Raw genomic sequence first — 26391 nt, forward strand, 5'->3', positions numbered from 1 at the left:
TTTAGCGGAGTGGGTATGTGTGCCAAGGTTAATGAAAGGGCTATTATCATAACCAATACCAAAAAAAACCGCGTCAGTCTAAGACTTTATTTTCACGTCCTTAGTTACGCCGCTGTTTCATTTTCTGAGTTAGTCTAAAACTTATTTTCCCTAGGTAACCGATTAATACAGCGAATCTCCGCTCTGTGCCACCTGACCTCCAGAGCCAGGTGGCTAATTTTTTAAGGTTCATGCAAGCAAAACCGAGCATCGCCTGCATGGAGACTTTACGCAGTCCTCGTAATATCGTCCATCGCATGCCATGCTTTTCCTTCATGTCTGCAAATACGCGTTCGATCGTTTCCTTACGCTGCGCGTAAATCCGTTTGTTCTGTTCCGTGTGACGGAGGTGGTCCGCCTCCTCAAGGTAATCGGCCCAGATGTGTCGGCTGATCCGCTTCGTGAAGTCTTTGCCTCCGTGCACTGATTTAGGAGGGGGCAGACTCGGCAGGCCGAGTATAAGGCATTACGGGCCGGATCCCGTCATCAATCAGCAACTTACTTATGTATGGTGTCTTGTAACCGGCATCGACAGCTACGGACAGCGGTTTTCCGAACGGCTTCTTAACGAGTTCCAGCACATCCTCGAATACTCGGCTGTCGTGAACGTTGTCTGGCGTTACCTTTGCGCCCAACACAAAGCCGTTCCGATCGCATGCCGTGTGAAACTTATAGGCAAAGACGCGCTCTTTTTCACCCTTAACTAACAGCCCGCTCTCAGGGGCGGTTGCGCTCACTTTCACTTCTTCCTTTCAGAGCGGGCTCTGGCTTTTTTCCGAGCGGCTCCTTTCCATGCTTGATGCGGTCCTCGTTGATTTCTTCCTCTGGTTGCTCCTGGTACTTCTTACTCTTTTCCTGCACGAGCGTCTTCACATATTTGTTCTTGTTGGCGTTCGCTTTCACACGGGTAGCATCAATGAAGAGGACGTCTGGTTCAACAAAGCCATGTTCCACAGCCTCTTCGAGGATCCGAGAAAAAATGGTCTCAAAAACGTCGGTACCCCGGAACCGGCGTACGTAGTTCTTCCCGAACGTCGTGAAGTGCGGTATGGGCTGGGTGAAATCGTAACCGAGGAACCAACGGTAAGCCACATTCGTTTCGATTTCCCGGATCGTCTGCTGCGTAAAGCGGATCCCGAAAAGGTATTGGATTCTTCCACACCTCAACCCACGTTTTCTATATATCAATACGACAAGAGCCTGCAGACCCTGCTCCTTGCGGAACTTTGTCTACAGGCTTTCTTGCGTTGCATTACTGCGGCTAAGCTCGATTACGGATCCGGCGTCGTGTCGATGTCGACCGTTCGCGTCTCGCGGCTCCACTCCACGCCGACGCCGAGCAGCTCGCCGACGTCGCGGAGCGGCACGTAGACGGCTCCGTTCACGAGGGTCGGCGCATGCCCCATCGCTTGCCGCTGGCCGCCCTCGAGCGCGAACGGGGCTCCTTCTTGCAGAGTGAAGGTGCGGCCGCGGTATTCCACCTGCACAGAGCCGCCCTCGGCTTCGTCGAAAGTCACCCTCGCGCCGACGGCTTGGAACAGCGCTCTGAGCGGCACGTACATCCGGTTGCCGATCATGACCGGGCTCGGCTCGAAGCGGCGTTCCGTGCCGTCGACGACGAGCCGGGCGGACGCAGGCGCGTTAGTCGCTGCCGCCGCGGAGCCGGTTTGCAGCGCCTCCGGCAGCGCGTACGCGTACAGCGTGTGCTTCGCCTGCACCAGCAGCATGCCGTTCGCGACGAGGAACGGCCCGTATTGGCCGGCGGCGTCGGTTTGGGCGCGGAAGACGGCCTTGCCTGCGGCGGCGTCGAAGGCGAACACTTCCCCGTCGGACTGACCCGCGAAGAGCGCGCCGCCGACGACGCCCAATCGGCTCACAGGATTGTCGAGTCCGTCATAATCGATGCGGCCTTCGTCGATCAGCTTGCGCGCGTGCAGTCCGAAGCCGTTCTTTCCGGAGAAAAACAACGTTCCGCCGCTCGGTCCGCCGATCCAGGTTCCGGCATCCTCCAAGACGGCGCGCTGCTCCGGGGAAGCGTCGAGATGGGTGACGTACAGCTTCTCGTCGGCTCCCAGCGCGATGACGAGGTCGCCGTCGATGACGGCATGTCCGGCGCGGTGCAGCAGCGGATCTTCGCCTTCCCCCAATGGAATGAAATGCAGGGAGCCGCGAGGCTTCCCCGTCGCCGTATCAATCGCGTCGATCTTCAGTCCGTACGGTTCGGCATCGCCCGGCGGATACGTGTCCCTCAAATAAACGACGTCGTCGCGGACCTGCAGCGGCACGCCTTCGACACGCCAGCGCGTGCTGCCGGTCGCCTTGTCGATGACGTACGTCACGTCCTGCGTGATCGCTCCGGATACGGCGGTCGCATAAAGCACGAAATCGGCGAGCGGCACGCTCTCGCCCGCCCCCGCCGCGTCCGCGTTCCGCCAATACGCATGCCCGGTGTCCGCGTCGACGCAGACGAGGCCTTCCGCGTGCTTGACGTACACGTACTCGGGCTCGGCCGTCAACTCGCCGTCACCCGCCGCGTCGTCGAACTGGGAGCGCCACCGCTCCGCGCCCGTCTCCGCCGCCAGCCGCGACAGCGTGCCGCCGGCGGTCAACGCGTAGACGGAGCCGTCGGCGGAAGCGATCGAGACGATATTCGAACCGAACGACCAGGCGCGCTTCCCGGTGGCGAGCTCGACGGCGACCGCCTTGCCGTTCTGGACGAATACCGCCTTCGAACCGGCGAGCGCGATCCGGCTGCCGCTCCAGCTGTCTTCCTGCGTCGGGCGGCCGTACTCGACCGTCCACCGGGGCGACGCGAGCGGCACGGCGGACGGCGCGTCGGACTGCATGACGCCGGCCTCCGCCGTTCGGTGAGGCTCGTATAAGACCGCCGCGTCCGCCGGCGGCGCGGCCCAGGCGGACGACCATCCCGCCGCGGCGACCGCGGCCGCGACGGCGCGAGACCATCTTCGAACGTACATCGTACCACGCTCCTTCCAAGAATACCCGATGCTATATGGACGCTTGACCTCGCCGGAAAGTTGCCGCTTGCCCGGTTGCCGGACGGCAGGGCGAATGCGGCTGGCGTTCGGAGCCGATTCGAGTACAATGAAAGAAGCCGTCGATCCGGCCGGAGTCGAGGAGACGGCGCGAAGAAAGGAACGAGAACGGAGGAGCATGCGGCATGAGCGCATCGATCGATAAAGTAGCTTGGATATGCATACGGGACGGCCGGGTGTTATGCGCCCGATCGAAGGGGAAGCCAGCCTTCTATCTCCCCGGGGGAAAGCGGGAACCGGGAGAAACCGATGCCGATACGTTGGTGCGGGAAATCGAGGAGGAGCTGACGGCGCGGATTCGCCGCGAGAGCGTCGAGTACGCCGGAATGTACGAAGCGCAGGCCGACGGGAAGCCGGACGGCGTCATCGTCCGTATGACGTGCTACTTCGCGGAGCACGACGGGGACATTCGCCCGGCGTCGGAGATCGACGAGATCGCGTGGCTCGCGTACGAGGACCGGCCGCAGCTGTCCGAAGCCGGACGCCTCGTCTTCGACGAGCTCCGCGCGGCGGGACGGCTGAAGGAGCGGTAAAAGCACATTTCCCGGAGCCGCGCAAGCGAAATTCGTGTAAATCAAATATCGCGGCCGGCGATTGTATTCGAGTGTCGGCCGCGATATGATGTACGCAATCGCATAGCAAGATCACGTGTAAAAGGCAAACTTGCCGAAAGGCAAGGACGCAAAACCGCGGGCCTACGACGCTTCGGCGTTACGGCAGCCGGGTCGCCGCTGACGGAGGAAGGATGAAGTGGCCGCGGATCTTATGCAGCCGCTTTTTTAGCATTACTACAATTAGGAAGCGCTTACGATGTTGCGGGTACAGCTTTAAATAGAGAAACAGGGGAAATGTTCATGAGTTCACTGCGCATCAAATTGCCGATCAGCGTCGTGCTGTTGATCAGCGTCGCCATCGTGCTGTCCGGCGCGGCGACGTATTCGTTCAGCTCGGCGTTGTTGATCCGCAAAAGCGAGGACGAAATTCGAGCGAACGCGTTCCGAACCGGGGAGGCCATCTACGGCCTGCTGAAAGCGGAAATTCGGAAGAGCGAAATACTCGCCTCCCAAACGGTGTTTCGCGAAACGCTGGCACAGCGGGAACGCATGCCGGACGAGCGGTTTTTCCGCGCGGATCACGCAGCCTTCCGGGAAGCGACCGACAGCTTGCGCCGCGCGTACGACGGGGAGTCGCTGCATGAGAAATTTTGGCTGGGCGACAAGAACGGCGTCGTCATTGCGAGCAGCTCGCCGACGCCGGAATCGGGCTCTATCCGCGTAGCGGACCGCGAATATTTTATCGAAGCGATGCAAGGAAAGCCCGCAGTCAGCGGCACGATCGTATCCCGGGCGAACGGGCGGTTCATCATCGTCGCCGCGGCGCCGGTGTTCGACGAGGCAGGGCGCGCGATCGGCGTCGTCGGCAATTCGATTTACACGAGCTTCTTCTCCGATTCTCTTAACGGCGTGAAAGTGAACCAGCGCGGCGAGCTGTATATTTTCGACTCCAACGGGACGGTGCTGGCGCATTCCACCGACGAAACGAAAATTAACAGCCGCGTGGACACGCCCGAGCTGTTGAACGTGCTGCGGAGCAATCCGAGCCGAAGCGGGGCCAGGGGGACGCTGTCGCTGCATGACGGGGAGATTCGGAAATTTTACGGATACTGGAAAGTGCCGTTCGCCGACTGGGTCGTCGTCGTGGAGGACGATTTGCCGGATATCCAAAGCCCGTTGAAGGGGCTCGCGCTTCAATACGCGGTCGTGCTCGTCGCGTCGATCGTCGTCCTGTTCGCGCTCTTTACGATTATGCTGTCCCAATGGGTCACCAAGCCGCTCCGCCGGATGCTCGGCGTCATGGAGGCGGCCGGCGCCGGGGATTTGCACGCTCGGGTACGGTTGACCTCGGCTGGCGAATTCGGCATGCTCGGGCGAGCCCTGAACCAGATGCTGGCGAAAATCAGCGAACTTATGGCGTCGCTGGCGGAGGCGTCGAAGCTCGAGCTGCGGTTCGTCGCCGAACGGGAGCGGAGCCGCTTGTCCGAAAGCTTGCGCCAATCGATGCAGGCGCTCAATTCGTCGCTGGACGAAGCGCGCGTGCAGCAGCTTGCCCTCGAGGAGCTGCAGCGCCACGTCCCGTTCCGCCGGGCAAGCTTGTGGGTCGACGAAGACGGGCGTTTGACCGCCAAAGCGGTGCTGGCGCGGGAGGCGGTCCGGGGCGAGCTTTCGCCGGATTTGGCGAAGGCGCTGTGCCGGAGCCTCGGAGGCGGCGAATCGGCGGCGTACCGGGGCCGCAGGGGGCCTGTTTACGAAATGGCGGTGGCGTTCGATTCCGCCTTCGCGCGGAAAGGCTTGTTTTATTTGGAACGAGACGACAGGGCATTCGCGGATAACGAGGCGGACTTCGCGCTGAGTTACGCGAGCCAAGCTTCCGTCGCCATCGACAACGCATCGTTGTATCGGAGAATGGAACTGATGGCCGTGACGGACGAGCTGACGGGCATGTACAACCGCCGGCATTTCTACCGGTTGGCGGAGGAGGCGTACCGCGGCGCGGAAGAGCTAGGGGAGCCGTTGACCGTCGTGCTGTTCGATATCGACCATTTTAAACAAATCAACGACCGTCTAGGTCATCTGGCGGGCGACGAAGTGCTGCGCCGGCTGCGCGCGATGATCGGGGAAGCGCTGCCGCAGCGCCACGTATTGGCCCGCTTCGGGGGCGAAGAGTTCGCGCTGCTGCTGCCGGGGATCGCGCTCGCCGAGGCGCTGGGCGCCGCGGAACGGCTGCGCGCCGCCGTCGAGCAGTACCGGTTTCCGCCGGAATCGGGAACGGAGGAGCTGCGCGTCACCGTGAGCGTCGGCGGCGCGGCGTGGGAGCGCGGCATGCCGCTGGATACGGCGCTGCAGCATGCGGATACGGCTTTGTACCGAGCCAAAGCGTCGGGACGCAATCGCGTCGTTGCGTACGCATCCGGTACCTAAGGGGGCAGCAAGATGAGAGAACGCCGCGAGGAACGCCGCGAACGCAAAGGCGAGCTGTGGCTTGGCGAGCAGCGGTTTTTCGAATCGATGTTCGACGAAATGAACGACGCCATCATGCTCGCCTCTACTGGAGAAGGCATCATTCGCGTGAACCGGGCGTTCGAAGAGATGTTCGGCTGGAAGGAAGCCGAGCTGCTCGGCACCTTTTTCCGCGACTATCCGTTCGTGCCGAAGGCGATGCGCCATGAATCGGAACACATTTACGTCACGCTCCATCGCGGCGGGAAAGCGAAAAACTTCGATTCCCGCCGCATGCGGAAAGACGGGTCGATGATCGACGTGTCCGTCTCGTTCTCCGTCATCGCCGATCGGCTCGGCCGGAAGGCGATTCTCGGCGTATATCGCGACATTACCGAGCTGAAGAAGCGGGAGCGGCAGCTCGAAGAGAGCGAGCAGCACTACCGGAAGCTGGTCGAGCTGTCCCCGGATCCGATCGTCGTTCATCGGAAAGGACGCTTGCTGTATTGGAATCGGGCGGCAGCCGAAGCTATGGGCGTAGCGAACGATAGCGCGCTGCTCGGCAAGTCGGTCGTCGAATTTATCGACCCGTCGTATGTGGATCAGGTCCACGAAGTGTCGAAACGGATCCAAGACACCGGCGAATCGAAGGAGCCGGCGGAAATCGTGCTGCGCCGCATCGACGGTTCGACGTTCCATGCGGAGCTGGTCGGCACGCGGCTCGAGTACGACGCGCATCCGGCCTCGCTCGTCATGATCCGGGATGTCACGAAGCGGAAGCAGTCGGAAATGCTGATCGAATATATGGCTTACCATGACGCGCTGACCGGATTGCCGAATCGGCTCCGGTTTCGCAAGCAAGCGCTCGAGAAGTTCGGCGAGGGGTCCGGTGCGATGTATTTTATCGACTTGGATCGATTCAAGCTGATTAACGACACGCTCGGGCACGGGATCGGAGATTTGCTGCTGCAAGAAGTCAGCGAACGGCTGAACCGGTTCGGCGATTTGATCGTCTCGCGTCAAGGCGGCGACGAGTTCGCCGCGTTCGGCGCCGCCGCCGGCCGGGAGGAGGCGGCGGCGACGGCCGAACGGCTGATCGGGGCGCTGTCGGAGCCGTATGCCATCGGCGGGAACGAGTTGTTCGTGACGCCGAGCGTCGGCATCAGCTTGTATCCGCATGACAGCGAAGAGATCGACATGCTGCTGCAGCAGGCGGACACGGCGCTGTACGTCGCCAAAGCGAACGGCGGCAACGCGTACGCGTTCTTCGACACCGAAGCGAACGCGGCCAACAGCTTCAAGATGGCGCTCACCGGCGATCTGCGCAAGGCGCTGGCGAACGGCGAGTTCGCGATATGCTACCAACCTAAGTACGACGTTCGGAAGCGGATCGTCGTCGGCGCGGAGGCGCTGCTGCGGTGGAACCATCCGACGCGCGGGCTCATTCCGCCGGACCGGTTCATCCCGTTCGCGGAAGAGTCGGGCCTCATTTTGCCGATCGGCGAGTGGGTGCTGCGGACCGCATGCAGTCAGGCGAAGGCGTGGCACGACGCGGGCTATCCGATCGACATCTCGGTCAATATCTCGGTCCGGCAGTTTCTGCAGCGGCAGTTCGTAGAGGGCGTCGAAGCGGCGTTGGCCGAAACCGGCTTGCAGCCTAGCGCTTTGAATTTGGAAATTACGGAGAGCGTGCCGGTGCTCGATTTGCAGGCGGCGGTGCAGAAGCTGAAGCGGCTTCGAGAGGCGGGGGTGACGATTTCGCTCGACGACTTCGGGACGGGCTATTCGTCATTGAACTACATCCGCCTGTTGCCATACGATTTCCTGAAAATCGACCGGTCGTTCGTTCAAAACATGCACGAGGATCCGTTCCACGCCTCGATCGTGCGCTCCGTCATTTCAATCGCGCATATGATGGGCAAACGGGTCGTCGCCGAAGGCGTGGAGACGCGGGAACATCTTGATTTGCTGGAGCAGGCCGCCTGCGACGAAGCGCAAGGCTTTTATTTCAGCAAGCCGATCGCCGCGGAACCGTTCGAGCGTTTGCTGCGCGATGCTGGCGCGCGGCGAGAGCCTTAATGTTCCGTTTCGAGCAAGTATCTCAAAAAAACACAAGCGGAAAACAAAATCCGCCATTGTCTGGAAGCGAAACGTCCCCTATCATGAAGGAAAAGGCGTTTCGCGCATCGAAATTATGAAAGCGCATAAAAATGGCATGGATAGGAAGGAGACTCGCAAATGAGCGGTATCGGAGAGTGGGAAAACGCGGAGCCCGGGGTCAGGAGGAAAATTTTCCCGCCCGGAGACGGCCTGATGATGATGGAAGTTCATTTCGAGCAAGGCGCGGAAGGGTATTTGCACAGCCATCCGCACGAGCAGATGAGCTATTGCTTGCGGGGCAAGCTTCGGTTTACCGTCGACGGCAAAGAAACGATTCTTCAAGCAGGGGACACGATTCGCATTCCCGGCGGCGCGGAGCACGGCGTCACGGCGTTGGAGCCGTCGGCGCTGCTGGACGTCTTCACCCCGCTGCGCGAAGATCTGTTGAAAGGCCGAACGTGATCCAGCGGCGGCGGACGGAGGGAACGGCTTTGACGGCGTCGTGATCGTGCCGATCGGAGCGGCCGCGGAGGCGATCGCGCGATGTCGGGCCTCGAATTGGCGCCCGATTCCCGGGGCCGCGCCGGCAAGCTGATGGCCCGGCTGCTGACCCAATTGCGGCATATTCGTCGGCTGTAACGCGCGGAGATCGCGCGTCTTCGTCGTTTCTTCGTAAAATGGCCGGAAAAAACTTCAAATCGGATCGTTATAATAGGCACACGCAAACGAATTTTTCTTCTGCGAGGTGCCTTTTGTATGCATACGAATCGAAGCCGGCTGCTCGTCCCGGCCGCCGCGGCGTTCGCGGGCGGAGCCATGTGGGCGGCGAAAGCCGGGCTCATCCTGCTCGGCATCGCCGACCTCGGCTGGATGGTCGTCGCGTCGCAAGGTTTTATGGGCATCGCCCTTCTCGGACTGTACCGGCACTCGGGAGAACGCGGCAAGCTCGCCCGAACCGGCGCGGCGCTTGCGGCCGCCGCGGTCCCGTTGTCGGCGTTCAACAGCTTATGGGCGGAAGGGATGTCGATCCAGCCGTACACGTATATGGCGAGTATCGCGGGCGTGCTCGCCTCTTCCGTCATGGCCGGCATCTTGGCGAGGCGGAACGATGCGCTTTACGAGCGGACGGGGCGCTGGCCGTTATGGATCGGGACGCTGACGTTCCCGGCCGTGGCGCTCGGCTCGCTCGTCCATTTGGAGTCCGGCGTCCTGCTGGCGGGCTTCGCCTGGATGGCTTTGGCCGTCCGGATGTGCCCGCCGCGCTTCCGCGCCGCGGCTTAACGAAGTTTAGACGCCAGCTTTCCTGGGCTACATTAGGTACTGTACCTAATACGAGTTCGGAGGAGCGTGTGTTTTACGATGGTGAATCGACGTTGGATGATCGGGTTCGCGGCTGCCGTAATGCTGGCGACCGCCGGCTGCGGCGCTGCGGCCGTTCACAACGGAGCGGCGGACGACGGCGCGCACGGAGGACATGCCGGGCATTCGGGGTCGGGCGAGGTTCCGGAAGGGCTGCAGCCGGCGGCGAATCCGATGTTTCCGGTCGGCGGCGAAGCCGTGATTGTTGCGGACCATATGCCCGGCATGAAGGGCGCGGCGGCGACGATTTCCGGCGCCTACAATACAACGGCGTACGCAGTGTCGTACACGCCGACGACGGGCGGCGAACGCGTAGAAGCCCATAAATGGGTCGTCCACGAGGAGATCCGGAACGCCCGCGAACAGCCGTACGCCCCTGGGGATACCGTCGTGCTGGAAGCGGAACATATGGAAGGCATGAAAGGCGCAGAGGCCGTCATCGACGCCGCGGAGTGGACGACCGTCTACATGGTCGATTTCGTTCCGACGACCGGAGGGGAGCCCGTCAAAAATCACAAATGGGTGACGGAAGCCGAATTAAAGAAAAAGTAAAGAGGAGGATTTTTCTAGGAGGAAGGCGAATGTATATTCGTACGACTTTTTAATACAAAGGAGCTGTCAAACATGAGAGTCAATCCGTATTTGATCATGGACGGGAATGTAAGGGAAGCAGTAAGTTTTTACCAGAAGGTGTTCGGCGCCGAGCTCGTTAACATCCAGTCGTTCGGCGACATGCCGGCCAATCCCGAATTTCCGCTGCCGGACGCAGCGAAGGAATTGATCGCGCACGCGATGCTGAAAATCGGCGACACGGAGCTGATGTTCTCCGACGCGTTCCCGGGGCAGCCGGTACGGATCGGCGACAACGTGCAGGTTTGCGTTACGACCGACAGCGCCGAGAAATCGAAAGCCGTGTTCGCGGCGCTCGCGGACGGCGGAACGATTCAAATGCCGATTCAAGAAACGTTCTGGAGTCCCGCGTACGGCATCGTGACGGACAAATTCGGCATCTCGTTCCAAGTGACGACGCATCCGGCGCAGTAAACGGACGAATTCCGTCCGGCCGGCAGGAAGAGAATCCGCCTCCATCGAATACGATTGGTAGTAACAACCAACCGATCGGAGGCTTGCAGCCATGAAGACGGGCGCGAAAAATTCACCGGCAATGTTTGCGTTAGGCATGTTGGCCATGATGATCCCGAGCCAGGCGTTCTCGGCGTTCTACAGCTACTATTACGTCGAGAAGCTGGGACTCGGGCTCGGCCTCGCGACGATCGCGCGGACGGTGTTCCTCGTATGGGACGCGGTCAATCAGCCGCTCATCGGCTACTGGTCCGATCGAACCGATACGAAATACGGGCGCAGAAGACCGTGGATCGCCGCCGCGGCGCCGCTGTTCATGCTTTCGTTCATCCTGGTGTTCAGCGCCCCGAGCGGATTGTCGGAATCGGGATTGTTTTGGTGGCTCCTTTTTGCGTTAATTTTTTACGAAGCGGTCGCGACCGTCATTTGGGTCAACTACGGAGCGCTGTTCCCGGAGCTGTATCAAGACCATGCGCTCCGCGCCAAAGCGTCCGCCGTCCAGCAGGGCTTTCAAATCGTCGCGCTACTGATCGGCAGCGCCGCGACGCCGCTGCTGTTCGACGCGCTCGGCTTCGGGGGGATGTCCGTCGCCTACGCGCTCCTCTTCGGCGTTCTCATGTTTTGGTTTCTGCGCTCAGTGGAGGAGAACGAGGAAGCGCGGCGCGCTCCCCCGCTGCCGCTGCGGGCGGCGTTTCGCGCGACGCTGTCCAATCAGCCGTTTTGGCTGTTCAATATCGCCAATTCCTTCGCCCAAACGGTGAACGGCTTGCTCAGCTCGATGATCCCGTTTTACGCCAAGTACGTGCTGCGCATTCCCGACGCGCAGGTGACCGTGCTGCTCGCGTCCATTTTCGTGTCGGTCATCCCGCTCGTCGCCGTCTGGTACAGGATTGTCAAGCGAATGGACCCCGTGAAAGCGTGGCGGCTGTCGCTTCTCGCCTACGGCGTTTCGGTCGTTCCGCTGTGGTTCGGACAGTCGCTATGGACCGGCGTCGCCGCAGGGGTATGCGTCGGCTTCGGGCTTGCCGGATTTTTGGTGACGCCGCCGATCGTCGCCGGCATGATCATCGACCTCGATTTCGCGCAAACCGGCAGCCGGCGTGAAGGCGTCTATACGGCCGTCAGCGGCTTTATAACCCGTTCGAGCGGTTTGATTTCCGCCGTGGCGTTCTGGATCGTCGGCATGCTGTTCGGTTACGAAAGCGGCGATAATCCGGGGCCGAATCCGGAGACGACGTTCCGCACGCTCATTAGCGCGGTGCCGTTCGGTCTCATCGCTGTGTCGGTCGTCGTATCGCAGTTCGTGAAGCTGGGCGAAGACGCAGGGCAGGCGTAATCCGCGCCTCCCTGCGTTTTTTCGTCCGCATGATTCGTGGTACAATGAGGGGCAGTCGAGCAAGGCGCGAAGGAGGAAGCCATGGGATTTTTGTTTATCGTCATCCTCATCGTCGGCATGGCGGGGATGATCGGAAATCAATACGCGATGCTGCGGAAGATGGATCGGTTGGAGGCGGCGCTGCGGGACATCCGCGACATGAAAGCGGAGGAGCGGCGCGAGGGGAATGCGGAAAATTCGCTAGACAACGCCGAAGATTCGAATAAATCGATGTAAATACGTACGGCAGCCGGCGAAATACCGCGGCTGCCGTTTCGCATTAATTGACGATGTCGAGCGCGTCGTAATTCGGGTACACATAAGGCGTCTCGGGCGCTTCGATGGGCTGAATCGTGTCCGCCTCGATCATGGAGATGCGGTAGCCGTCCCAATCGACCGTGTTCAGCGTCCCGGCGACGCGCAGCCAAGTATCGTCCGCGTAGGTGGACGCCTTCGGGTATTGAATCAGAAAACCGTACGGCGTCGAATCGGCGGAGCAGCATTCCATCGCCATCCGGGCGATGACCAGTTGGTCCTGCGCCATATCTTCGTTCCGGTAGACGAACCCCTCGATTTGCACGCGCTTGCCGACGAATCGGTCGCTGAACAGATCGATGGTCGTCGTTATTTCGAGGAAGGCATCGTCGCGAACGACGATCGGATCTTGTTGGATCAGCTGCACGGCCAGAGGCGCGTATTGATCCTCGTACAGCTCCCCGGTTTGAAACGAGGCCAGCAGCTGTTCGTCGGACATGGCGCCGGCTTGCTCGGGCGAAGGCGCGGGAGCGGAAGATGCGGCCGATTTCGCCCCGGCGGCGTTGTTTGCGCTAAGCACGATGCCCTTCTTATCGACAAGCGCGCTGCCGAGCGCGCTGTCCGGCAGGAAATATCCCATGAGCAGCGGGGCGATCAGCAGCCCGTAAGCGGCGGTATTGCGCCAGAACGATTTCGATGGGGGGTGGCCGCAGCCGCAGTCGAGCGGCTGTCCCCGAAGCGTCGCGAACGCGGAGTACAACTGAAATACGGCGAACATGACGAACACGACGGCCGACAGTTTAACGTACAGCTCCATCTTCGGGGCAATGTACAAGTGAAGTAGATCGTTCTTCACCAAATAGACGATATAAAAGGAAAAGCCGGCTGATACGCCGGCGCGAAGCAGACGATGCGCCATCGCGGGAATCACCTCCGAATCAAATTACAGATACAATCGATCGAGCAAGAATACGCCGGCGGTTACGAACACAACGACCGCCCCGGCGACGAGCGCCACGAACTTCGCCCGTAATACGGACAGCATCATGATCGTGCTTTTCAAATCGAGCATCGGACCGAACACGAGGAAAGCGACGAGCGACGCCGACGGGAACATCGAGGCGAACGACGATGCGACGAAAGCGTCCGACGTGGAGCAGATGGACAATATATAGGCGAAGCCCATCATAAACCAGTGCGCCCCCCATTCGGACTGGGCGACGGCGGTTAAGCTGCCGCGGTCGAGGAACGTTTGAATCCCTGCCGTTAGGAGGGCGCCGAACGCCAAATATTTGCCCATCTCGAAAAATTCGGAGGAGGCATGCTCGAACGCGGAGAACAGCTTGTTTCCGCCGCCGTGCGCGCGATGATGCGCATGAGGAACGGACGCGCGCGCCCGTTCCGGCCTCAACGGGCTGTTGCGAACGAGCGCATATACGAGCAAACCGACGGCCGCCGCGACGGCGAACGCTAGTCCCATCCGCGAGTACACGACCTCGGGGCGGGATCGGAACGCGAGGGACGTGGCGGCGAAGACGATGGGATTTAGAATCGGTCCGGCGAGAAGGAACACGACCGCGGCGTACAGCGGCAGCCCTTTCTTCACGAGCCGGCGCGCGACGGGAATCATGCCGCATTCGCAGATCGGGAAGACGACACCCAGCAAACAGGAAACGGTCACGCCCAGAACCGGGTTTTTCGGAATGATCTTTTGCACGTACCGATCCGGGACGAACTCTTGGATGAGCGATGACACGATGACGCCGAGCAGGATGAACGGGAACGCCTCCAGCACGATGCTGACGAACATCGTTTTGAACGTCAGGAGCCCGGCGCCTTCGAATTCGGGGATGCTGCGGACGACGTCGGGGTTCATGAAAATCACGATAAAGAAGCTAAGCAAGACAAGCAGCGCTAACGAGAATCTGAGACGCGCGAGCGATAGGGTCATAATGAAACCTCCGTAACATCCGTACACCATTTTCGGTCAAGCATACCCGAATATATATTCGTAATGCTTACGATTATTCCTGCTTGGGGACGTCTGACCTTTGGGAAATGGGACTAAGGACCTAATATTGTGGTATTCAGCGAATGAACAAACGTTAGTTTTGTGTGAGCGATACCGGTTCGTATATAATGGTTTCTAACATAGCATGAGCAGGGGGACGCGCGATGGAGCATCTGTTTTCCGCCCAAGCGGCGGTCGGCACGAAACAAAAAATTTTGGAAACGGCCATCGATTTATTTTCCCAAAACGGTTTTACCGGGGTGTCGGTTCGAGAGATAACGAAACTAGTAGGCATTAAAGAAAGCGCGATGTACAACCATTTCAAGAACAAGGATGAAATATTGGATACGATTTACTCGGTCTTTCGGGAGGAGCGGAAGAAGGCGCTGCCACCCGCGGAAGCGCTGCCCGCGCTGCTTGCGTCCGTCGCTCCGGAGACGTTTCTGCTTCAGGGGTTTGACAGCTTCAAACGAACGGTCGAGGACCCGTTGAAGCTTAAAATTTGGCGCATCTTGAACATCGAGCAGTACCGCGACCCGAGAGCGCGATCGATCATCTTGGAAGATATGTATCAGGGAACGATCGACTTTTTGGCAAACGTGTTCCGCATCTATATAGAACAGGAGCGGATGAAGCCGCTCGATCCGAGGCAGCTTGCCTTCGAGTATCAATACCCGATCTTTGCGGTCATGACGGAGTACGTACTGCTGAAGTACGACGGGAAAAGTACGGAAGAGCTGGAGCAGATGGTTTTGCGGCATATTCGGATGTTTATCGACAAGGCGACGGCTGCGAATTGATTTTTATTCGCGGCCTTAGCGGGTCGAAAGAATATTTTAATATGAACGAACGTTAATTATTTACATGTTAACGTTCGTTCATTATAATAGGGAAAACGAACCCGAAGGAGAATGTTTCCATGCAAACGTCACTGCGCCGGCCGGCGCTCGACTCATCCGCCGTCCCGGCCACTTCCATCCTGTTTTCTCTCTCGATGCGCACGCTGTTTTTTTTGTTATTCGGCCTTTTGTTCGTCGGTTTGTCCGCCTGGGCCGGAGCGGAGCATCCGCTCCGGGCGGCCGAGAAATGGTGGCCGTTCCAAGCGATTCTGGCGAACGTCGCCACCTTCTTCGCGCTGCGGTTTCTGCTGAGGCGGGAAGGCGCGCGGTTCCGGGATCTGTTCGCGGTGCGGCGCGGCCGGCGGAACCAAGATCTCAAGCAATTCGCCCTGCTGCTCGTCGTCGGCTTTCTCCTCGGCGGTATTCCGCTGTATGTTTCTTCCTATTTAATATTCGGAAGCGCGGTGCCGCCCGATCTGATGTTCCAGCCCGTGCCGCTGTGGGCTGCCGCGATCGCGCTCGTTCTCTTCCCGATTACGAACGGGCTGGTCGAAACGCCGACGTATATCGGCTACGCGTTGCCGCGAATGGCGCAGGCCAGCGGCAAGCTGTGGATCGGCGCGTGGATCGCCGGGCTGGCGCTCGCGTTCCAGCACGTCGTTCTGCCGCTCGTGGCGGATCCCGCCTACATGATGTGGCGTTTCGTCGCGTTCATTCCGCTGGCCGTGGCGCTCGGATTTATTTACAACCGGACGAAGCGGCTGCTGCCGATCGCTGCGGCTCACGCCGTCATGGATTTGCAGCTCGCGGTCACGTGGTTCGCTTATTCGGCGTGACCGGACACGCAACCAAGCCCCGAACGATAAGGTTCGGGGCTTGGTTGTTATCGGTTCAGCTGTGCCGAACCGCGTCTGCGGTTTCGCGAACGGCTCGCGGGCGAGGTTTCCGATTGACGAGCGCGATGCCGGAGACGATCAGCAGCAATCCCGCCAGCAGCGTCGGAGTGAGCGGCTCGTTCAGGAACAAGGCGCCCATGCCGATCGCCGACAACGGGATCAGGAACGTGAACGAGGCCACTTTGCCGGCTTCTCCGGAATCCATTAGTCTGTAGAACACGATCCAGCCGGCCGCGATGACGAGGATCGAGATGAACAGCAGCGTCGCGACGAACGAAGGCGTCCAGACGATGTCGGACCAGCTTTCGAAGGCGGAGCCGGCTCCCGTCATGAACGACCCGCCGATCAGCAGCTGCATCGTCACGAGCCAAATCGGATCGACGCGCGGGCTTACTTTTTTCACGTAAATCGTTCCGACCGCCCACGTAAGCGCCGATGCGAGCGCCAGCGCGATCCCTTCCCACGAAATATGCCCCGACAGTCCGCCCGCCCCGGTGCAGATGACGGCCACGCCGACGAAGCCGAACAACAGCCCGGAAAACTTCGACCGGTTCATCGACTCGCCGAGCCACATCCACGCGAACACGCCGACGAGCACCGGCTGCAGGAAGACGATCGCCGAGAATAAGCCGGACGGCAAATATTCGAGACCGACCGTCTGAAAGCCGTAGTAGCACATCACGTTGACGACGGCCGAAACCGCGTAAATCGGCAGCGTCGACTTCAGCCGCAGCTCCTTGTACCTCGGGATCGCGACCGCCAGCAGCGCGATGCCGCCGAGCAGCGTCCGAAGCCCGGAAAACAAGACCGGGGGAATGAAGTGCAGCGCGTATTTCGTCAGCGGCCAGTTCGCTCCCCAGGTCAAAATTAAAAACGCCAACAGCAGCGTCGATTGCGTTCTGGTCAACCTTCCCACGTTCCATGCTCCTTGCTCTGTCGTTTCGATTGCGGATCTATCATACGCCTGATCCGGCAAGTTATCAAATGGGAGAGGAATCCACCGGCGGGCGGCGAATGAATGGATACGGATTCATTTTCGCTCGGGAAGGGGCGCAGCCCATGTTCATGAAAGGAAGCATTCGGTACCGGCTCATGCTGCTCATGATCGTCTTGACGACGGCGCCGGTGCTGATCGTGACGCTCATCGCGACGAATAACACGCGAAGCTCGGTCGAGAAAGAGATGATCGAAGCGAACCGGTCCAGAATGCTGTGGGCGGAGCAATATCTAGACGAGCTCGTCAGCCAGATCGACGTGCTGTTCTACTCGCTGCAGATCAACCAGCCGTTGATGGACGGACTCGCCGCCGCGGGGGAGCCGACGGTGAGCGAGCAATTCCGAACGCAGCGCTACATTCAGGAAACCTTAACGAGCGCGTTCTACGCGAATTCCCGGAAAATCGACGAGCTGTCGCTGTATACGCACCAAAGCGGCCGCATCTATTCCGTCAACTTCGGAACGAGCGGTCTCATCCATTCGCTCGATATCCGAAGCGGCGCTTGGAGCCGCATGCTGGACGGGCCGGTCAGCTTGTATTTCAAGCAGTCGGGCGATCACATGTACGCGTTCCACAGCGTCAACCGATTCGAGGACCGCGCGCTGCTCGGGGGTTTGGCGGTACGGATCAACGACGGCGTGTGGCGGCAGGTCGGCGACATTCTTCGCTCCGAGCCGGACAGCGCGGTGTTTCTGATGAACGACGAGGGTGAATTGCTCGCGGGTTCGTCTATGGAAGCGGCGTTCGGCGACGCGCTGGACCGCTTCCGGGAGTCGCTCCGGCAGGACGACGGCGCGGAGCCGTTCCGCAAAACGGATCGGTACTTCTTGTTCGCGGAGCGGGTCGACGGCGGCACGTTGATTTTATTGAAAGCGGTTCCGATTACGGCCGTGACCGAGAGCGCCGACGACACGGTGCGCGCGGGCTTGCTCGCGGGCGTCTTCTTCGCGGCGCTGTCGGTGCTCGCGTCGATCGTCGTGTCGCTGCGCATTACGCGGCCGATCGTCGCCCTCGCCAAAACGATGCGAACGGCGCCGATCCAGCAGTTCGAGATGACGTCGGTGCGCAGCCGAGACGAAATCGGCCTGCTCGAACGCGGGTACAACTCGATGATGCAGCGGATCAAGGAGCTGATCGAGCACGAATATCGGCGCGAGATCGAAGTGAAGAACGCCCAGCTCATGGCGCTGCAGGCGCAGATCAACCCGCATTTCCTCAACAACGCGCTGATCCTGATCGGGGGCATGGCGCTCTCGAAAGGGATGCCGGACGTGTACCGGATCGCCCAAGGAATCGGTGATCTGCTTCGCTATTCGATCGGCTCCGGGGAGGAGCTCGCTTCGCTCGAGGACGAGGCGAAGCATGTCCGCAATTATTTGTTCATTCAAGAGCAGCGCTTCGCCGGCCGGTGCACCGTCGCGTTCTCGGCGGAACCAGGTCCAGCGGCCGGCGTGCGGCTGCCGCGCTTCACGCTGCAGCCGCTCGTCGAGAACGCGTTCGAGCACGGCCTTCAGCCGAAGGAGGGCGCATGGGAGATCGAAATTCGCGTCAAACGGATCGGCCGGCATGTCGCGGTGCTCCTGCGAGACAACGGCGTCGGCATGGATGGGGAGCGGCTGCGCGCGCTCAGGGACGAGCTGCGCCTCGGCGCGGCGCTCCGCCGGCGGCCGAACGAAGAGGCGAAGGCCGAACCGGCGCGGCGGAAAGGGATTGGCCTTGCCAACGTCGATTCGCGCATGAAGCTGCATTTCGGCGGGAGGGGGATCCGATTATACAGCGGGGCGGGTGCGGGGACGATCGTCGCGTTGCAAATTCCGATCGTTCAGGAACAGGAGGCGAATTCGCATGACAAGACGCGTGGTCATCATTGACGACGAACCGTGGTCGCGGGAAGTCGTGAAATCGCTCGGCGAGTGGAGCAAGCTCGGCCTGACGGTGTCCGGCGAGGCCGAGGACGGCAAGCAGGGCATCCGGCTCGTCGAGGAGCTGCGCCCGCACATCGTCGTCACCGACATGCGCATGCCCGGCATCGACGGCGTCGAGCTGCTGCAGCAGCTGAAGGAGCGGTTTCCGTCGCTCAAAATCGTCGTCATGAGCGGCTACGACGACTTCGTCTACTTGAAGCAGGCGATTCAGTCCCGCGCGGTGGAATATATGCTCAAGCCGTTCGATCCGAACGAGCTGAACGAAGCGCTGCGGCGCTGCGTCCGCGAGCTGGAGGCGGAGGAGCAGACGGTGCGCACGTCGTGGACGTCGCCGCTCGCGCTGCCCGACCCGGCTCTCATGGAGCGGCTGCTGGCGATCCGGCAGCGCATCTTCGCCGGCTTGTTCGAGCTGAACAAGCCGGCGCTGCTGCAGTCGTTCGAGAAGCTCGAGGAGCTGCTCCGCAAGGCGTACCCGGACGGCGCAGATGCGGCGATGCTGCGGATGCTGCACGCCGATTTCCTCGGCGCGCTGCGGGAGTTCATGGCGGGGCATCCCGACCCCGTTCCGGAGGACGGAGGGGAGCCGTCCGCCCGCGCTTGGGCGGACGCGTACGGAGCGGCTGTCGACCGCGTCGAGGCGCATCGGAACAACAAGACGCGCCTCGTCGTCGAGGAAGTCGCGGCGTTCATCGACGCGCATTTCGCGGAGCCGATTTCGCTCGAGACGGTGGCGCGGCGGTTTTACGTCAGCAAGGAGCACCTGAGCCGGACGTTCAAACAGACGACGGGCGTGAACGTCTCGGATTATATCGTCCGCCGGCGGATCGAACAGGCGAAGGCGCTGCTCGCGGACGGCGTCGCGATCAAGCATGCGGCCCGCGCGGTCGGCTATCCGGAGCTCGCGTATTTCCACCGCATCTTCAAGAAGGAAACGGGCCTTACCCCGGGCGAATATCGTTCGGCTCACCATTCCTGAATGATTCGATATCAATATTGTGCAATGGATTCCGCTAATCGGCTGGAATGTTCGCGGGCGCTTCCGCGAGTATACTGAAAGCGCAATCAACCAAGAGGGGGAACCACTCATGAAGAAGGCGCTTCATTATTGGCTTACGGCTGTGCTGCTGTTGTCGCTGCTCGCGGCGTGCAGCTCGGGAGGAGGATCGGACGGCGGCGCGGCTTCCGATGCCGCGGACGCGGCTCCGGCTTCGGCTTCGACGGATGCGGCTTCGACGGACGAGGATCAGGCGCAGGCGGAGAAGCCCGCGAAGAAGGTCGAGCTCAAGGTGATGCTTGGGCATCCGCGGTTCAAGGAACATTTCGAGAAATATTTCGAGCAGTTCAAGGCGAAGCAGCTTGCCGAGCATAACGTCGATGTGACGATCAAGCTCGAGATGCCGAACCCGGACCAAGCGAAGCAGGTGCTGCAGGCACGGCTCGCCTCGGGCGACGCGCCGGATCTCTTCGACGTGCACGCCAACGATTTGGCGACGTACCACAAGGCGGGGTACTTGGAGGATTTGAGCGGCCAGCCGTTCGTCTCGACGCTGTACGACAGCGTGAAAAATACGGTCACTTTGGACGGGAAAGTCGTCGCGCTGCCGCTGGAAAGCTTGTCTTGGGGATATTTGTACAACAAGAAAATTTTCGCGGAGCACGGCATCGCGCCGCCGCAGACGCTGGACGAAATGAAGGTGGCCGTCGAAAAGCTGAAGGCTGCCGGCGTGACGCCGTTCCTGCTCGCGTTCCAAGAATCGTGGGTGCCGCAGCTGATGACGGCGCTGTCGCTCGGCGGCATCGTATCGTCGGAGCAGCCGGATTGGATCGAGCGGATGAGCCGAGGCGAAGCGTCTTACGCCGACGTGCAGGCGATTTTCGATATTATCGACCTCATTATGGCGAACGGAACCGCGAAGCCGTTCGAGGTCGGCAACGAAGCGGGCTCCGCCGATTTCGCGAACGGCAAAGCGGCGATGTGGGTGCAGGGGCCGTGGAACGCGGAGACGATTCTGAAGGTCAATCCGGAGATGGAGTTCGGCGTCGCGCCGCTGCCGGTCAGCAACGACCCGGCCGGCACGATGATCAATCTGTCCACGTCGACGACGCTCGCGGTGCCGCCGACGAGCCCGAACAAAGAAACGGCGCTCGCGCTGCTGAACTATATTTTGGACGCGAACGATTCCTCGGCGCTGTTCCAGGAGCTGAAATTCAATCCCGTCTCTACGGTCCATCAATATGAAGTGTTCCCGTGGGTCAACGAAGCGTCCGAATACGTGGCGCAGGGCAAAGCGTACCAGGATTTGAAGCTGCCGAACGGCGTCACGGACGAACAGGCGAAGCTGCTGCAAAGCTATTACGCGAAAGAGGTCACCAAAGAAGACTTCATCCGCACGATGGACCGGACGTGGGCCGCGGCCGTGAAAGCTTCGCAATGACCGAGGCGAACGGCGGACCGGAGGGATACGTATGACGATCGCGAGACGAACGAAACGAACGGCCGCCCTCCTCGCCTTCGTGCTGCCCGCGCTGCTGTTTTACGCGACGCTGACCATCGCCCCCGCGTTCGGGGGCGTTTGGTTCAGCTTGACCGATTGGAACGGCCTCAACCCCGCATACGATTGGGTCGGGCTGTCCAATTACGTCGAGGCGTTGAGGGCCGATCGTTATTTTCTTAATTCGATTTGGTTTACGCTGAAATATGTGCTGTACATGGTCGTGCTGCAAAACGCCATCGCGCTGGCGCTCGCGCTGCTCGTCGAGTCGAGGCGGAAGGGCAAGGCGCTGTTCCGCACCGTCTTCTTCATGCCTAACATGCTGAGCATGATTATCGGCGCCTTCATGTGGGTGTTTATTTTTACGAAGGTGCTGCCGAGCGTCGCCGAAGGGACGGGCCTCGGTTTCCTGGATCGGTCGTGGATCGGCGATCCGCATGTATCGTTTTACGCGATTCTCATCGTGTCGTTATGGGGCGGCGTCGGCTACATTATGGTCATTTACATCGCGGCGCTGCAGAGCATCCCCGCGCAGCTGAAGGAAGCGGCGGCGATCGACGGCGCCGGACCGGCGCAAATCGTCCGGCACGTGACGCTGCCGATGATGTACCCGGCGCTGACGATCGGCGTGTTTCTGACACTCAGCTCGTCCTTCAAGGCGTTCGACGCCGTCTTCGCGCTGACGGGCGGCGGACCGGGGCGGGCGACGCAGGTCATTGCCATCAACATTATGGAGGAAGCGTTCCGCTTCCAGCACCGGTACGGGTATGCGAGCGCGAAGGCGATCATTCTGTTCGTCATCGTCATGCTGATCACGATGATTCAGCTGTGGATCATGAAACGAAGAGAGGTGGAAGCATGACGTCCGGCCGAACGACCGGGGGCGGCGGATTCGCGGCAAAAGCCGCGGACGCCGCCATCCTGCTCGCGCTGCTCGCCGCCGCCGCGTTCACCTTGTTTCCGATTTATATGGCGCTGCTCAATTCCGTGAAAACGGACGGGGCGCTGCTAACGAACGTGCTCGCCGTTCCGGATCGGTTCGAATTCGCCAATTATGCGGACGCGTTCCGAAAGATCGACTTTGTGAACAGCTTTTGGAACACCGTCGTCGTGACGCTTATCGGCGTCGTCGGCATCGTGCTGCTGGCGGCGCCGGCCGGGTACAAACTGTCGCGCACCCCCGGGAAGCTGAGCGGGGCGTTGTTCGCGCTGTTCGCGCTGTCGACGCTCATCCCGTTCCATTCGATCATGATCAGCCTCGTCCGCATCGCGCGCGAGCTGCGTCTCCAAGGCTCGACATATGGGTTGGGACTCATTTATATCGGTCTCGGCGTCGCGCTGGCCATCTTTTTGTATCACGGCTTCGTCAAATCGATCCCGCGGGAGCTGGACGAAGCGGCGGTCATCGACGGCTGCGGCGAGCTGCGGCTGTTTTTCGCGGTCATTTTCCCGCTGCTCCTGCCGATTTCGGCGACGGTCGCCATTTTGAACGCGCTCTGGATGTGGAACGACTTTTTGCTGCCGCTGCTCATGCTGACGGACAGCGACGACTATACGCTGCTGATCGCGACGAACATGCTGTTCGGCGAATACAACAACGATTGGTCGGCGATCTTGGCTTCGCTCGTCTTGACGATGATGCCGGTCGTCGCCGCCTACGCGCTGTTGCAGAAGTACATTATGAGCGGCATCGCGGAAGGAGCGATCAAAGGATGAAAGGCAGAGAGAGTCTCCGTATGGACGGCGCGATGGAGGTGTCGGGCTTCGTCAGGGCGGAAGGGACGAAGCTCGTGAACGGCCGCGGGCAGGAGCTGCTGCTGCGGGGCGTAGGATTCGGCAGCTGGCTGCTGCCCGAAGGGTATATGTGGCGCTTCCCGGACGCCGGGGATCGCCCGCGCCGGATCGAGCGTGCGATTCGCGGGTGGATCGGGTCGGAGAAGGCGGCCCGGTTTTGGGAGGCGTATTATGACGCCTACATTGCGGAAGCGGACATCGCGGCGGTCGCGGCCGAAGGGTTCAACTCGGTTCGCATCCCGATCAATGCGAGGTTTCTGATCGACGGCGAGGAGCCGCTTCGGCTTCGCGAGGACCGGCTGCGGCTGCTCGATCGGGCGATTCGCTGGTGCGAGAAGCACGCGCTGTACGTCGTCTTGGATTTGCACGGCGCGCCGGGCGGCCAGACGGGCACGAACATCGACGACTCCGAGCGCGAGCTGCCCGAGCTGTTCACGGACGAGCGGAACCGGCGGCTGACGGTCGAGCTGTGGCGCCGCCTCGCGCAGCGGTACCGCGACGAGTGGATTGTCGCCGGGTACGATTTGCTGAACGAGCCGCTGCCGAACTGGTTTGCGCAGTACAACGACCGGGTGATGCCGCTGTACAAGGACATCGTTCGCGCGATCCGCGAAGTGGACGACCGCCACATGATTATCCTGGAAGGCGTCCATTGGGCGACGGATTGGTCGATATTCGACGAGCGGATCGACGACAACCTCATGCTGCAGTTTCACAAATATTGGAACAACCCCGATACCGAAAGCATCCGTCCGTTCCTCGAGAAACGCGAGGCGTGGAACGTGCCCATCTTCATGGGGGAGGGCGGGGAGAACAACTGCGATTGGTACGCCGGCGCGTTTCGCTTGTTCGAGGACCACGGGATTTCGTGGAATTTCTGGACGTGGAAAAAGATGGACTGCGGCAACTCCCCGTATTCCGTCGTCATGCCGGAGAGGTGGCCGCGGCTCGTGCAGCATCTGGAAGGCGGGCCTGCGCCGGATCCCGCGGACGCGGAGCGAACGTTATGGGCGTATCTCGACAATTTGTCCCTCGAACGGTGCGAGCATCGTCCCGAGGTTGGGAACGCGCTATTTCGCCGGGCACCGGTTCGCATTCCCGCAGCGTTTTACGATTACGGGGAAGAAGGCTTCGGCATCCGCCCGCGCGCCACGGACGGCGCCGGGTTTCGCGCGAACGACGGCACGGACATCCGATTCGCGGAGGGGGCGCGAGATCGGCCGAATTTCCAGCATATGCGCGGGGAAGCGTGGCAGCCGGACGAATGGATGTACGTGCGGCTCGAAGCAGAGGAGTGGGCGTCGTACACGTTCACGGTGCCGCCGCCGCATTCCGCGCGGAAACACGTGCTCTCCGTCCGCTTGCGGGCGGAAGGGGAGGCGGCTTGCGACATCGCGCTGAATGGGGCGCCGCTCGGAACGTTTCGCGAGGAGTCGGGGGAGTGGCGAACGCTGACGCTCTCGCATGCGTTCCTGCCGGGCTTCGGAGAGCACCGGCTTCGCGTGCGGACGACGAAGGGCGCGGTCGCTCTGCTGTGGCTGGAGCTTGCGTTGGCGGAGCCGTAGACAAAATTTGTGCCGGCGATGGGAACTTTTTCAAACGGCTCGCGTCTAATGAGCGGTATCATTTCGCAAGCTTCCAAAGGAGAGAGAAATGCATATGCGCAAAACGTTGATCGCCGCCGTCGCCGCCACGATGTTGACCTTGCCGGCGGTATCGCCTGCGGGGGCGGAGGCGCTCGCCTCGTACGTGCGGTCGTACAATGCCGGGTCGCTCGTGAAGACGGACGGTACGCTGTGGACGTGGGGCGGCGAACGGGCGGTGCCGACGCCGATTCACGGTTTGACGGACGTCGCCGCCGCGTATGACGGGGGATGGATCGTCAAGAACGACGGGACCGTGTGGGTTTGGGAGGGGACGACGTCGGGCGAGCCGCGCCTTGACCCGGTGCCGGGAGCGGACGTCCTCCGGGAGGTCGCGGGCGACTCGTTTTCGAGGTCGGTCGCGATCGATTCCGCCGGCCGCGCGTTCGTGCGCGAATGGGTCGAACCCGGCGTGTTCGGCGCCCCGGGGCCGCTCGAAGGGATCGAGGGCGCCGTCGACGTCTCGCGATCGCGGCAGCAATTTTACTTGTTCGTCCTCTCGGACGGCACGGTGAAAGCCGCGAACGACGATTTGGATTCGGTCGAGACGCTGGCCGGCATCGAACGGGCGAAAGCCGTCGACGGCAATCTCGTCCTGAAGGACGACGGCACGGTGTGGGAGGTGTCCCGCGCGGACGCCGACGGTTGGGAAAGTTCTCTCCGTCTTGCGGCGAACCGCGTCGAAGGGTTGAACCCGATCCAATCGATCGCCGGGTACGACGAGGTCCGCCTCGCCATTGACGCGCGGTCCGGCTTGTGGTTTTGGGGGGCGACGCGCACCGGCGCGTCGGACGGCACGATCGTCCACGAGCAGAGGAAGCCGGTGCAGCTCAGCGGTATCGCCGATGTGAAGGAGGCGGTCCATGTCGAACGGTCGATCGTTGCGCTGACGACGGACGGCGACCTGTACGAAACTTCGACCAGCCGGGAATCAATGCCGGCGGACGCGCCGTTCCGCAAGCTCGCCGAGGGCGTCGTATCCTTGAAGTCGGGCGGCAGGAATGTCATTTTCCAGAAAGCGGACGGCACACTGTGGGGCTGGGGCGTTAACAAAGGCGCCGCGCTCGGCGCGGGCAGCGAAGAGTTCCTTCATGACGAGCCGGTGCCGGTGCAAAAGCCGATCTCAATCAGCCTGAACGGCCGGCCGGTGCAGCTGACGAACGGCGTCATGCTGCGCGACGGCTTGACGTTCGTGCCGCTCCGCTCCGTATTCACCTCGATGGGAGCGGAGCTCGTTTGGGATCATGCGACGAAATCGGTCGCGATTCGCAAGGACGGCCCGTCCCCGCTGACGATCGTCGTCGATTACGAGAAGGGCGCGGTCATTAAGAACGGAACGACCGTCGTTATGGCGGAGGCGCCGTTCATCTCGTCGGGCACGTCGTACCTGCCGCTGCGGTTCGTCAGCGAATCGCTCGGCGCGAAGGTGGATTGGTACGCGGATCAATACCATATCGCGATTACGACAGGCGCGGAATAACGCGAAGCCCCTTGGAAATTCGCCCAGCGCAGGGGAAAGGTCGACCGGGAG

At 61.1% G+C, this 26391-nt stretch carries 22 protein-coding genes, 1 pseudogene and 1 riboswitch; of the genes and pseudogenes, 18 read left to right on the plus strand and 5 right to left on the minus strand.

The features are described from left to right. Positions 1-100: 100 nt before the first annotated feature. Both VE009_RS18355 and VE009_RS18360 read right to left on the minus strand, forming a co-directional pair. Positions 101-1191: pseudogene (locus VE009_RS18355) on the minus strand (transposase); the annotation flags it as partial. 119 nt (positions 1192-1310) lie between these two features. Beyond that, positions 1311-3017 carry a PQQ-binding-like beta-propeller repeat protein gene (locus tag VE009_RS18360; protein ID WP_325010086.1) on the minus strand — a complete coding sequence of 569 codons (1707 nt, stop codon included), beginning with the start codon at positions 3015-3017 and terminating at the stop codon, positions 1311-1313. Between the two features lie 203 nt (positions 3018-3220). Here VE009_RS18360 and VE009_RS18365 point away from each other — a divergent pair, with 203 nt between their 5' ends. The 9 genes from VE009_RS18365 to VE009_RS18405 all read left to right on the plus strand — a co-directional run bounded on the left by VE009_RS18365 (position 3221) and on the right by VE009_RS18405 (position 12245). Then, positions 3221-3628, plus strand: coding sequence for an NUDIX domain-containing protein (locus VE009_RS18365; RefSeq protein ID WP_325010088.1), 408 nt, complete (start codon positions 3221-3223; stop codon positions 3626-3628). A gap of 113 nt (positions 3629-3741) precedes the next feature. Continuing rightward, a riboswitch (cyclic di-GMP riboswitch) is annotated at positions 3742-3828 on the plus strand. Positions 3829-3949: 121 nt separating this feature from the next. After that, positions 3950-6073 carry a diguanylate cyclase gene (locus VE009_RS18370; RefSeq protein WP_325010090.1) on the plus strand — a complete coding sequence of 708 codons (2124 nt, stop codon included), beginning with the start codon at positions 3950-3952 and terminating at the stop codon, positions 6071-6073. Between the two features lie 12 nt (positions 6074-6085). Then, the gene (locus VE009_RS18375) at positions 6086-8170 is read left to right on the plus strand and encodes a putative bifunctional diguanylate cyclase/phosphodiesterase (protein WP_325010091.1); all 2085 of its coding nucleotides are present in this window, start codon (positions 6086-6088) and stop codon (positions 8168-8170) included. 159 nt (positions 8171-8329) lie between these two features. Further along, complete coding sequence (locus tag VE009_RS18380; protein ID WP_325010093.1) at positions 8330-8653, plus strand: cupin domain-containing protein; 324 nt, start codon at positions 8330-8332, stop codon at positions 8651-8653. Between the two features lie 294 nt (positions 8654-8947). Next, the gene (locus VE009_RS18385) at positions 8948-9472 is read left to right on the plus strand and encodes a hypothetical protein (protein ID WP_325010094.1); all 525 of its coding nucleotides are present in this window, start codon (positions 8948-8950) and stop codon (positions 9470-9472) included. 78 nt (positions 9473-9550) lie between these two features. Next, positions 9551-10102: a YdhK family protein gene (locus tag VE009_RS18390; RefSeq protein ID WP_325010096.1), complete on the plus strand. Its 552-nt coding sequence runs from the start codon at positions 9551-9553 to the stop codon at positions 10100-10102. Positions 10103-10174: 72 nt separating this feature from the next. After that, entirely contained in the window at positions 10175-10594 is a 420-nt protein-coding gene (locus VE009_RS18395; RefSeq protein WP_325010098.1) for a VOC family protein, read from the plus strand. 91 nt (positions 10595-10685) lie between these two features. After that, positions 10686-11969 carry an MFS transporter gene (locus VE009_RS18400; protein WP_325010100.1) on the plus strand — a complete coding sequence of 428 codons (1284 nt, stop codon included), beginning with the start codon at positions 10686-10688 and terminating at the stop codon, positions 11967-11969. Between the two features lie 81 nt (positions 11970-12050). Continuing rightward, positions 12051-12245, plus strand: a complete 195-nt coding sequence (locus tag VE009_RS18405; RefSeq protein ID WP_325010101.1) for a hypothetical protein — start codon at positions 12051-12053, stop codon at positions 12243-12245. Between the two features lie 43 nt (positions 12246-12288). On the opposite strand, the gene VE009_RS18410 is transcribed toward VE009_RS18405, so the two are convergent. Both VE009_RS18410 and VE009_RS18415 read right to left on the minus strand, forming a co-directional pair. Further along, positions 12289-13182: a TIGR03943 family putative permease subunit gene (locus tag VE009_RS18410; RefSeq protein ID WP_325010103.1), complete on the minus strand. Its 894-nt coding sequence runs from the start codon at positions 13180-13182 to the stop codon at positions 12289-12291. A gap of 24 nt (positions 13183-13206) precedes the next feature. Further along, entirely contained in the window at positions 13207-14214 is a 1008-nt protein-coding gene (locus tag VE009_RS18415; protein WP_325010105.1) for a permease, read from the minus strand. Positions 14215-14438: 224 nt separating this feature from the next. Between VE009_RS18415 and VE009_RS18420 the strand changes: the two genes are divergently transcribed. Further along, positions 14439-15074: a TetR/AcrR family transcriptional regulator gene (locus VE009_RS18420; RefSeq protein WP_325010107.1), complete on the plus strand. Its 636-nt coding sequence runs from the start codon at positions 14439-14441 to the stop codon at positions 15072-15074. Positions 15075-15193: 119 nt separating this feature from the next. Then, positions 15194-15949 carry a CPBP family intramembrane glutamic endopeptidase gene (locus VE009_RS18425; RefSeq protein ID WP_325010109.1) on the plus strand — a complete coding sequence of 252 codons (756 nt, stop codon included), beginning with the start codon at positions 15194-15196 and terminating at the stop codon, positions 15947-15949. 55 nt (positions 15950-16004) lie between these two features. Here the strand turns inward: VE009_RS18425 and VE009_RS18430 are convergent, their stop codons facing one another. Next, the gene (locus VE009_RS18430) at positions 16005-16925 is read right to left on the minus strand and encodes a DMT family transporter (RefSeq protein ID WP_325010110.1); all 921 of its coding nucleotides are present in this window, start codon (positions 16923-16925) and stop codon (positions 16005-16007) included. Positions 16926-17068: 143 nt separating this feature from the next. Here VE009_RS18430 and VE009_RS18435 point away from each other — a divergent pair, with 143 nt between their 5' ends. The 7 genes from VE009_RS18435 (at position 17069) to VE009_RS18465 (ending at position 26340) form a co-directional block, all read left to right on the plus strand. Continuing rightward, entirely contained in the window at positions 17069-18877 is a 1809-nt protein-coding gene (locus VE009_RS18435) for a sensor histidine kinase (protein WP_325010112.1), read from the plus strand. Continuing rightward, positions 18852-19907 carry a response regulator gene (locus VE009_RS18440; RefSeq protein ID WP_325010114.1) on the plus strand — a complete coding sequence of 352 codons (1056 nt, stop codon included), beginning with the start codon at positions 18852-18854 and terminating at the stop codon, positions 19905-19907. The genes VE009_RS18435 and VE009_RS18440 overlap by 26 nt, the downstream gene beginning before the upstream one ends. Positions 19908-20016: 109 nt before the next feature. Further along, positions 20017-21366, plus strand: a complete 1350-nt coding sequence (locus VE009_RS18445; protein ID WP_325010116.1) for an ABC transporter substrate-binding protein — start codon at positions 20017-20019, stop codon at positions 21364-21366. Positions 21367-21397: 31 nt separating this feature from the next. Then, complete coding sequence (locus tag VE009_RS18450; RefSeq protein WP_325010118.1) at positions 21398-22285, plus strand: sugar ABC transporter permease; 888 nt, start codon at positions 21398-21400, stop codon at positions 22283-22285. Next, positions 22282-23139 (plus strand): carbohydrate ABC transporter permease, encoded by an 858-nt coding sequence (locus VE009_RS18455; RefSeq protein ID WP_325010120.1) that lies wholly within the window; start codon positions 22282-22284, stop codon positions 23137-23139. Before VE009_RS18450 ends, VE009_RS18455 begins: the two co-directional genes overlap by 4 nt. After that, complete coding sequence (locus tag VE009_RS18460) at positions 23136-24782, plus strand: cellulase family glycosylhydrolase (RefSeq protein ID WP_325010122.1); 1647 nt, start codon at positions 23136-23138, stop codon at positions 24780-24782. The genes VE009_RS18455 and VE009_RS18460 overlap by 4 nt, the downstream gene beginning before the upstream one ends. Positions 24783-24876: 94 nt before the next feature. Continuing rightward, entirely contained in the window at positions 24877-26340 is a 1464-nt protein-coding gene (locus tag VE009_RS18465; protein ID WP_325010124.1) for a stalk domain-containing protein, read from the plus strand. Positions 26341-26391 lie beyond the last annotated feature (51 nt).

The sequence above is a fragment of the Paenibacillus sp. genome (genome assembly GCF_035645195.1).
Classification (GTDB): domain Bacteria; phylum Bacillota; class Bacilli; order Paenibacillales; family YIM-B00363; genus Paenibacillus_AE.

Bases quoted from the DNA above. Each gene is read 5' to 3' on its own strand.
- VE009_RS18360 (WP_325010086.1), bottom strand. From the start codon at position 3,017: ATGTACGTTCGAAGATGGTCTCGCGCCGTCGCGGCCGCGGTCGCCGCG.
- VE009_RS18365 (WP_325010088.1), top strand. From the start codon at position 3,221: ATGAGCGCATCGATCGATAAAGTAGCTTGGATATGCATACGGGACGGC.
- VE009_RS18370 (WP_325010090.1), top strand. From the start codon at position 3,950: ATGAGTTCACTGCGCATCAAATTGCCGATCAGCGTCGTGCTGTTGATC.
- VE009_RS18375 (WP_325010091.1), top strand. From the start codon at position 6,086: ATGAGAGAACGCCGCGAGGAACGCCGCGAACGCAAAGGCGAGCTGTGG.
- VE009_RS18380 (WP_325010093.1), top strand. From the start codon at position 8,330: ATGAGCGGTATCGGAGAGTGGGAAAACGCGGAGCCCGGGGTCAGGAGG.
- VE009_RS18385 (WP_325010094.1), top strand. From the start codon at position 8,948: ATGCATACGAATCGAAGCCGGCTGCTCGTCCCGGCCGCCGCGGCGTTC.
- VE009_RS18390 (WP_325010096.1), top strand. From the start codon at position 9,551: ATGGTGAATCGACGTTGGATGATCGGGTTCGCGGCTGCCGTAATGCTG.
- VE009_RS18395 (WP_325010098.1), top strand. From the start codon at position 10,175: ATGAGAGTCAATCCGTATTTGATCATGGACGGGAATGTAAGGGAAGCA.
- VE009_RS18400 (WP_325010100.1), top strand. From the start codon at position 10,686: ATGAAGACGGGCGCGAAAAATTCACCGGCAATGTTTGCGTTAGGCATG.
- VE009_RS18405 (WP_325010101.1), top strand. From the start codon at position 12,051: ATGGGATTTTTGTTTATCGTCATCCTCATCGTCGGCATGGCGGGGATG.
- VE009_RS18410 (WP_325010103.1), bottom strand. From the start codon at position 13,182: ATGGCGCATCGTCTGCTTCGCGCCGGCGTATCAGCCGGCTTTTCCTTT.
- VE009_RS18415 (WP_325010105.1), bottom strand. From the start codon at position 14,214: ATGACCCTATCGCTCGCGCGTCTCAGATTCTCGTTAGCGCTGCTTGTC.
- VE009_RS18420 (WP_325010107.1), top strand. From the start codon at position 14,439: ATGGAGCATCTGTTTTCCGCCCAAGCGGCGGTCGGCACGAAACAAAAA.
- VE009_RS18425 (WP_325010109.1), top strand. From the start codon at position 15,194: ATGCAAACGTCACTGCGCCGGCCGGCGCTCGACTCATCCGCCGTCCCG.
- VE009_RS18435 (WP_325010112.1), top strand. From the start codon at position 17,069: ATGTTCATGAAAGGAAGCATTCGGTACCGGCTCATGCTGCTCATGATC.
- VE009_RS18440 (WP_325010114.1), top strand. From the start codon at position 18,852: ATGACAAGACGCGTGGTCATCATTGACGACGAACCGTGGTCGCGGGAA.
- VE009_RS18445 (WP_325010116.1), top strand. From the start codon at position 20,017: ATGAAGAAGGCGCTTCATTATTGGCTTACGGCTGTGCTGCTGTTGTCG.
- VE009_RS18450 (WP_325010118.1), top strand. From the start codon at position 21,398: ATGACGATCGCGAGACGAACGAAACGAACGGCCGCCCTCCTCGCCTTC.
- VE009_RS18455 (WP_325010120.1), top strand. From the start codon at position 22,282: ATGACGTCCGGCCGAACGACCGGGGGCGGCGGATTCGCGGCAAAAGCC.
- VE009_RS18460 (WP_325010122.1), top strand. From the start codon at position 23,136: ATGAAAGGCAGAGAGAGTCTCCGTATGGACGGCGCGATGGAGGTGTCG.
- VE009_RS18465 (WP_325010124.1), top strand. From the start codon at position 24,877: ATGCGCAAAACGTTGATCGCCGCCGTCGCCGCCACGATGTTGACCTTG.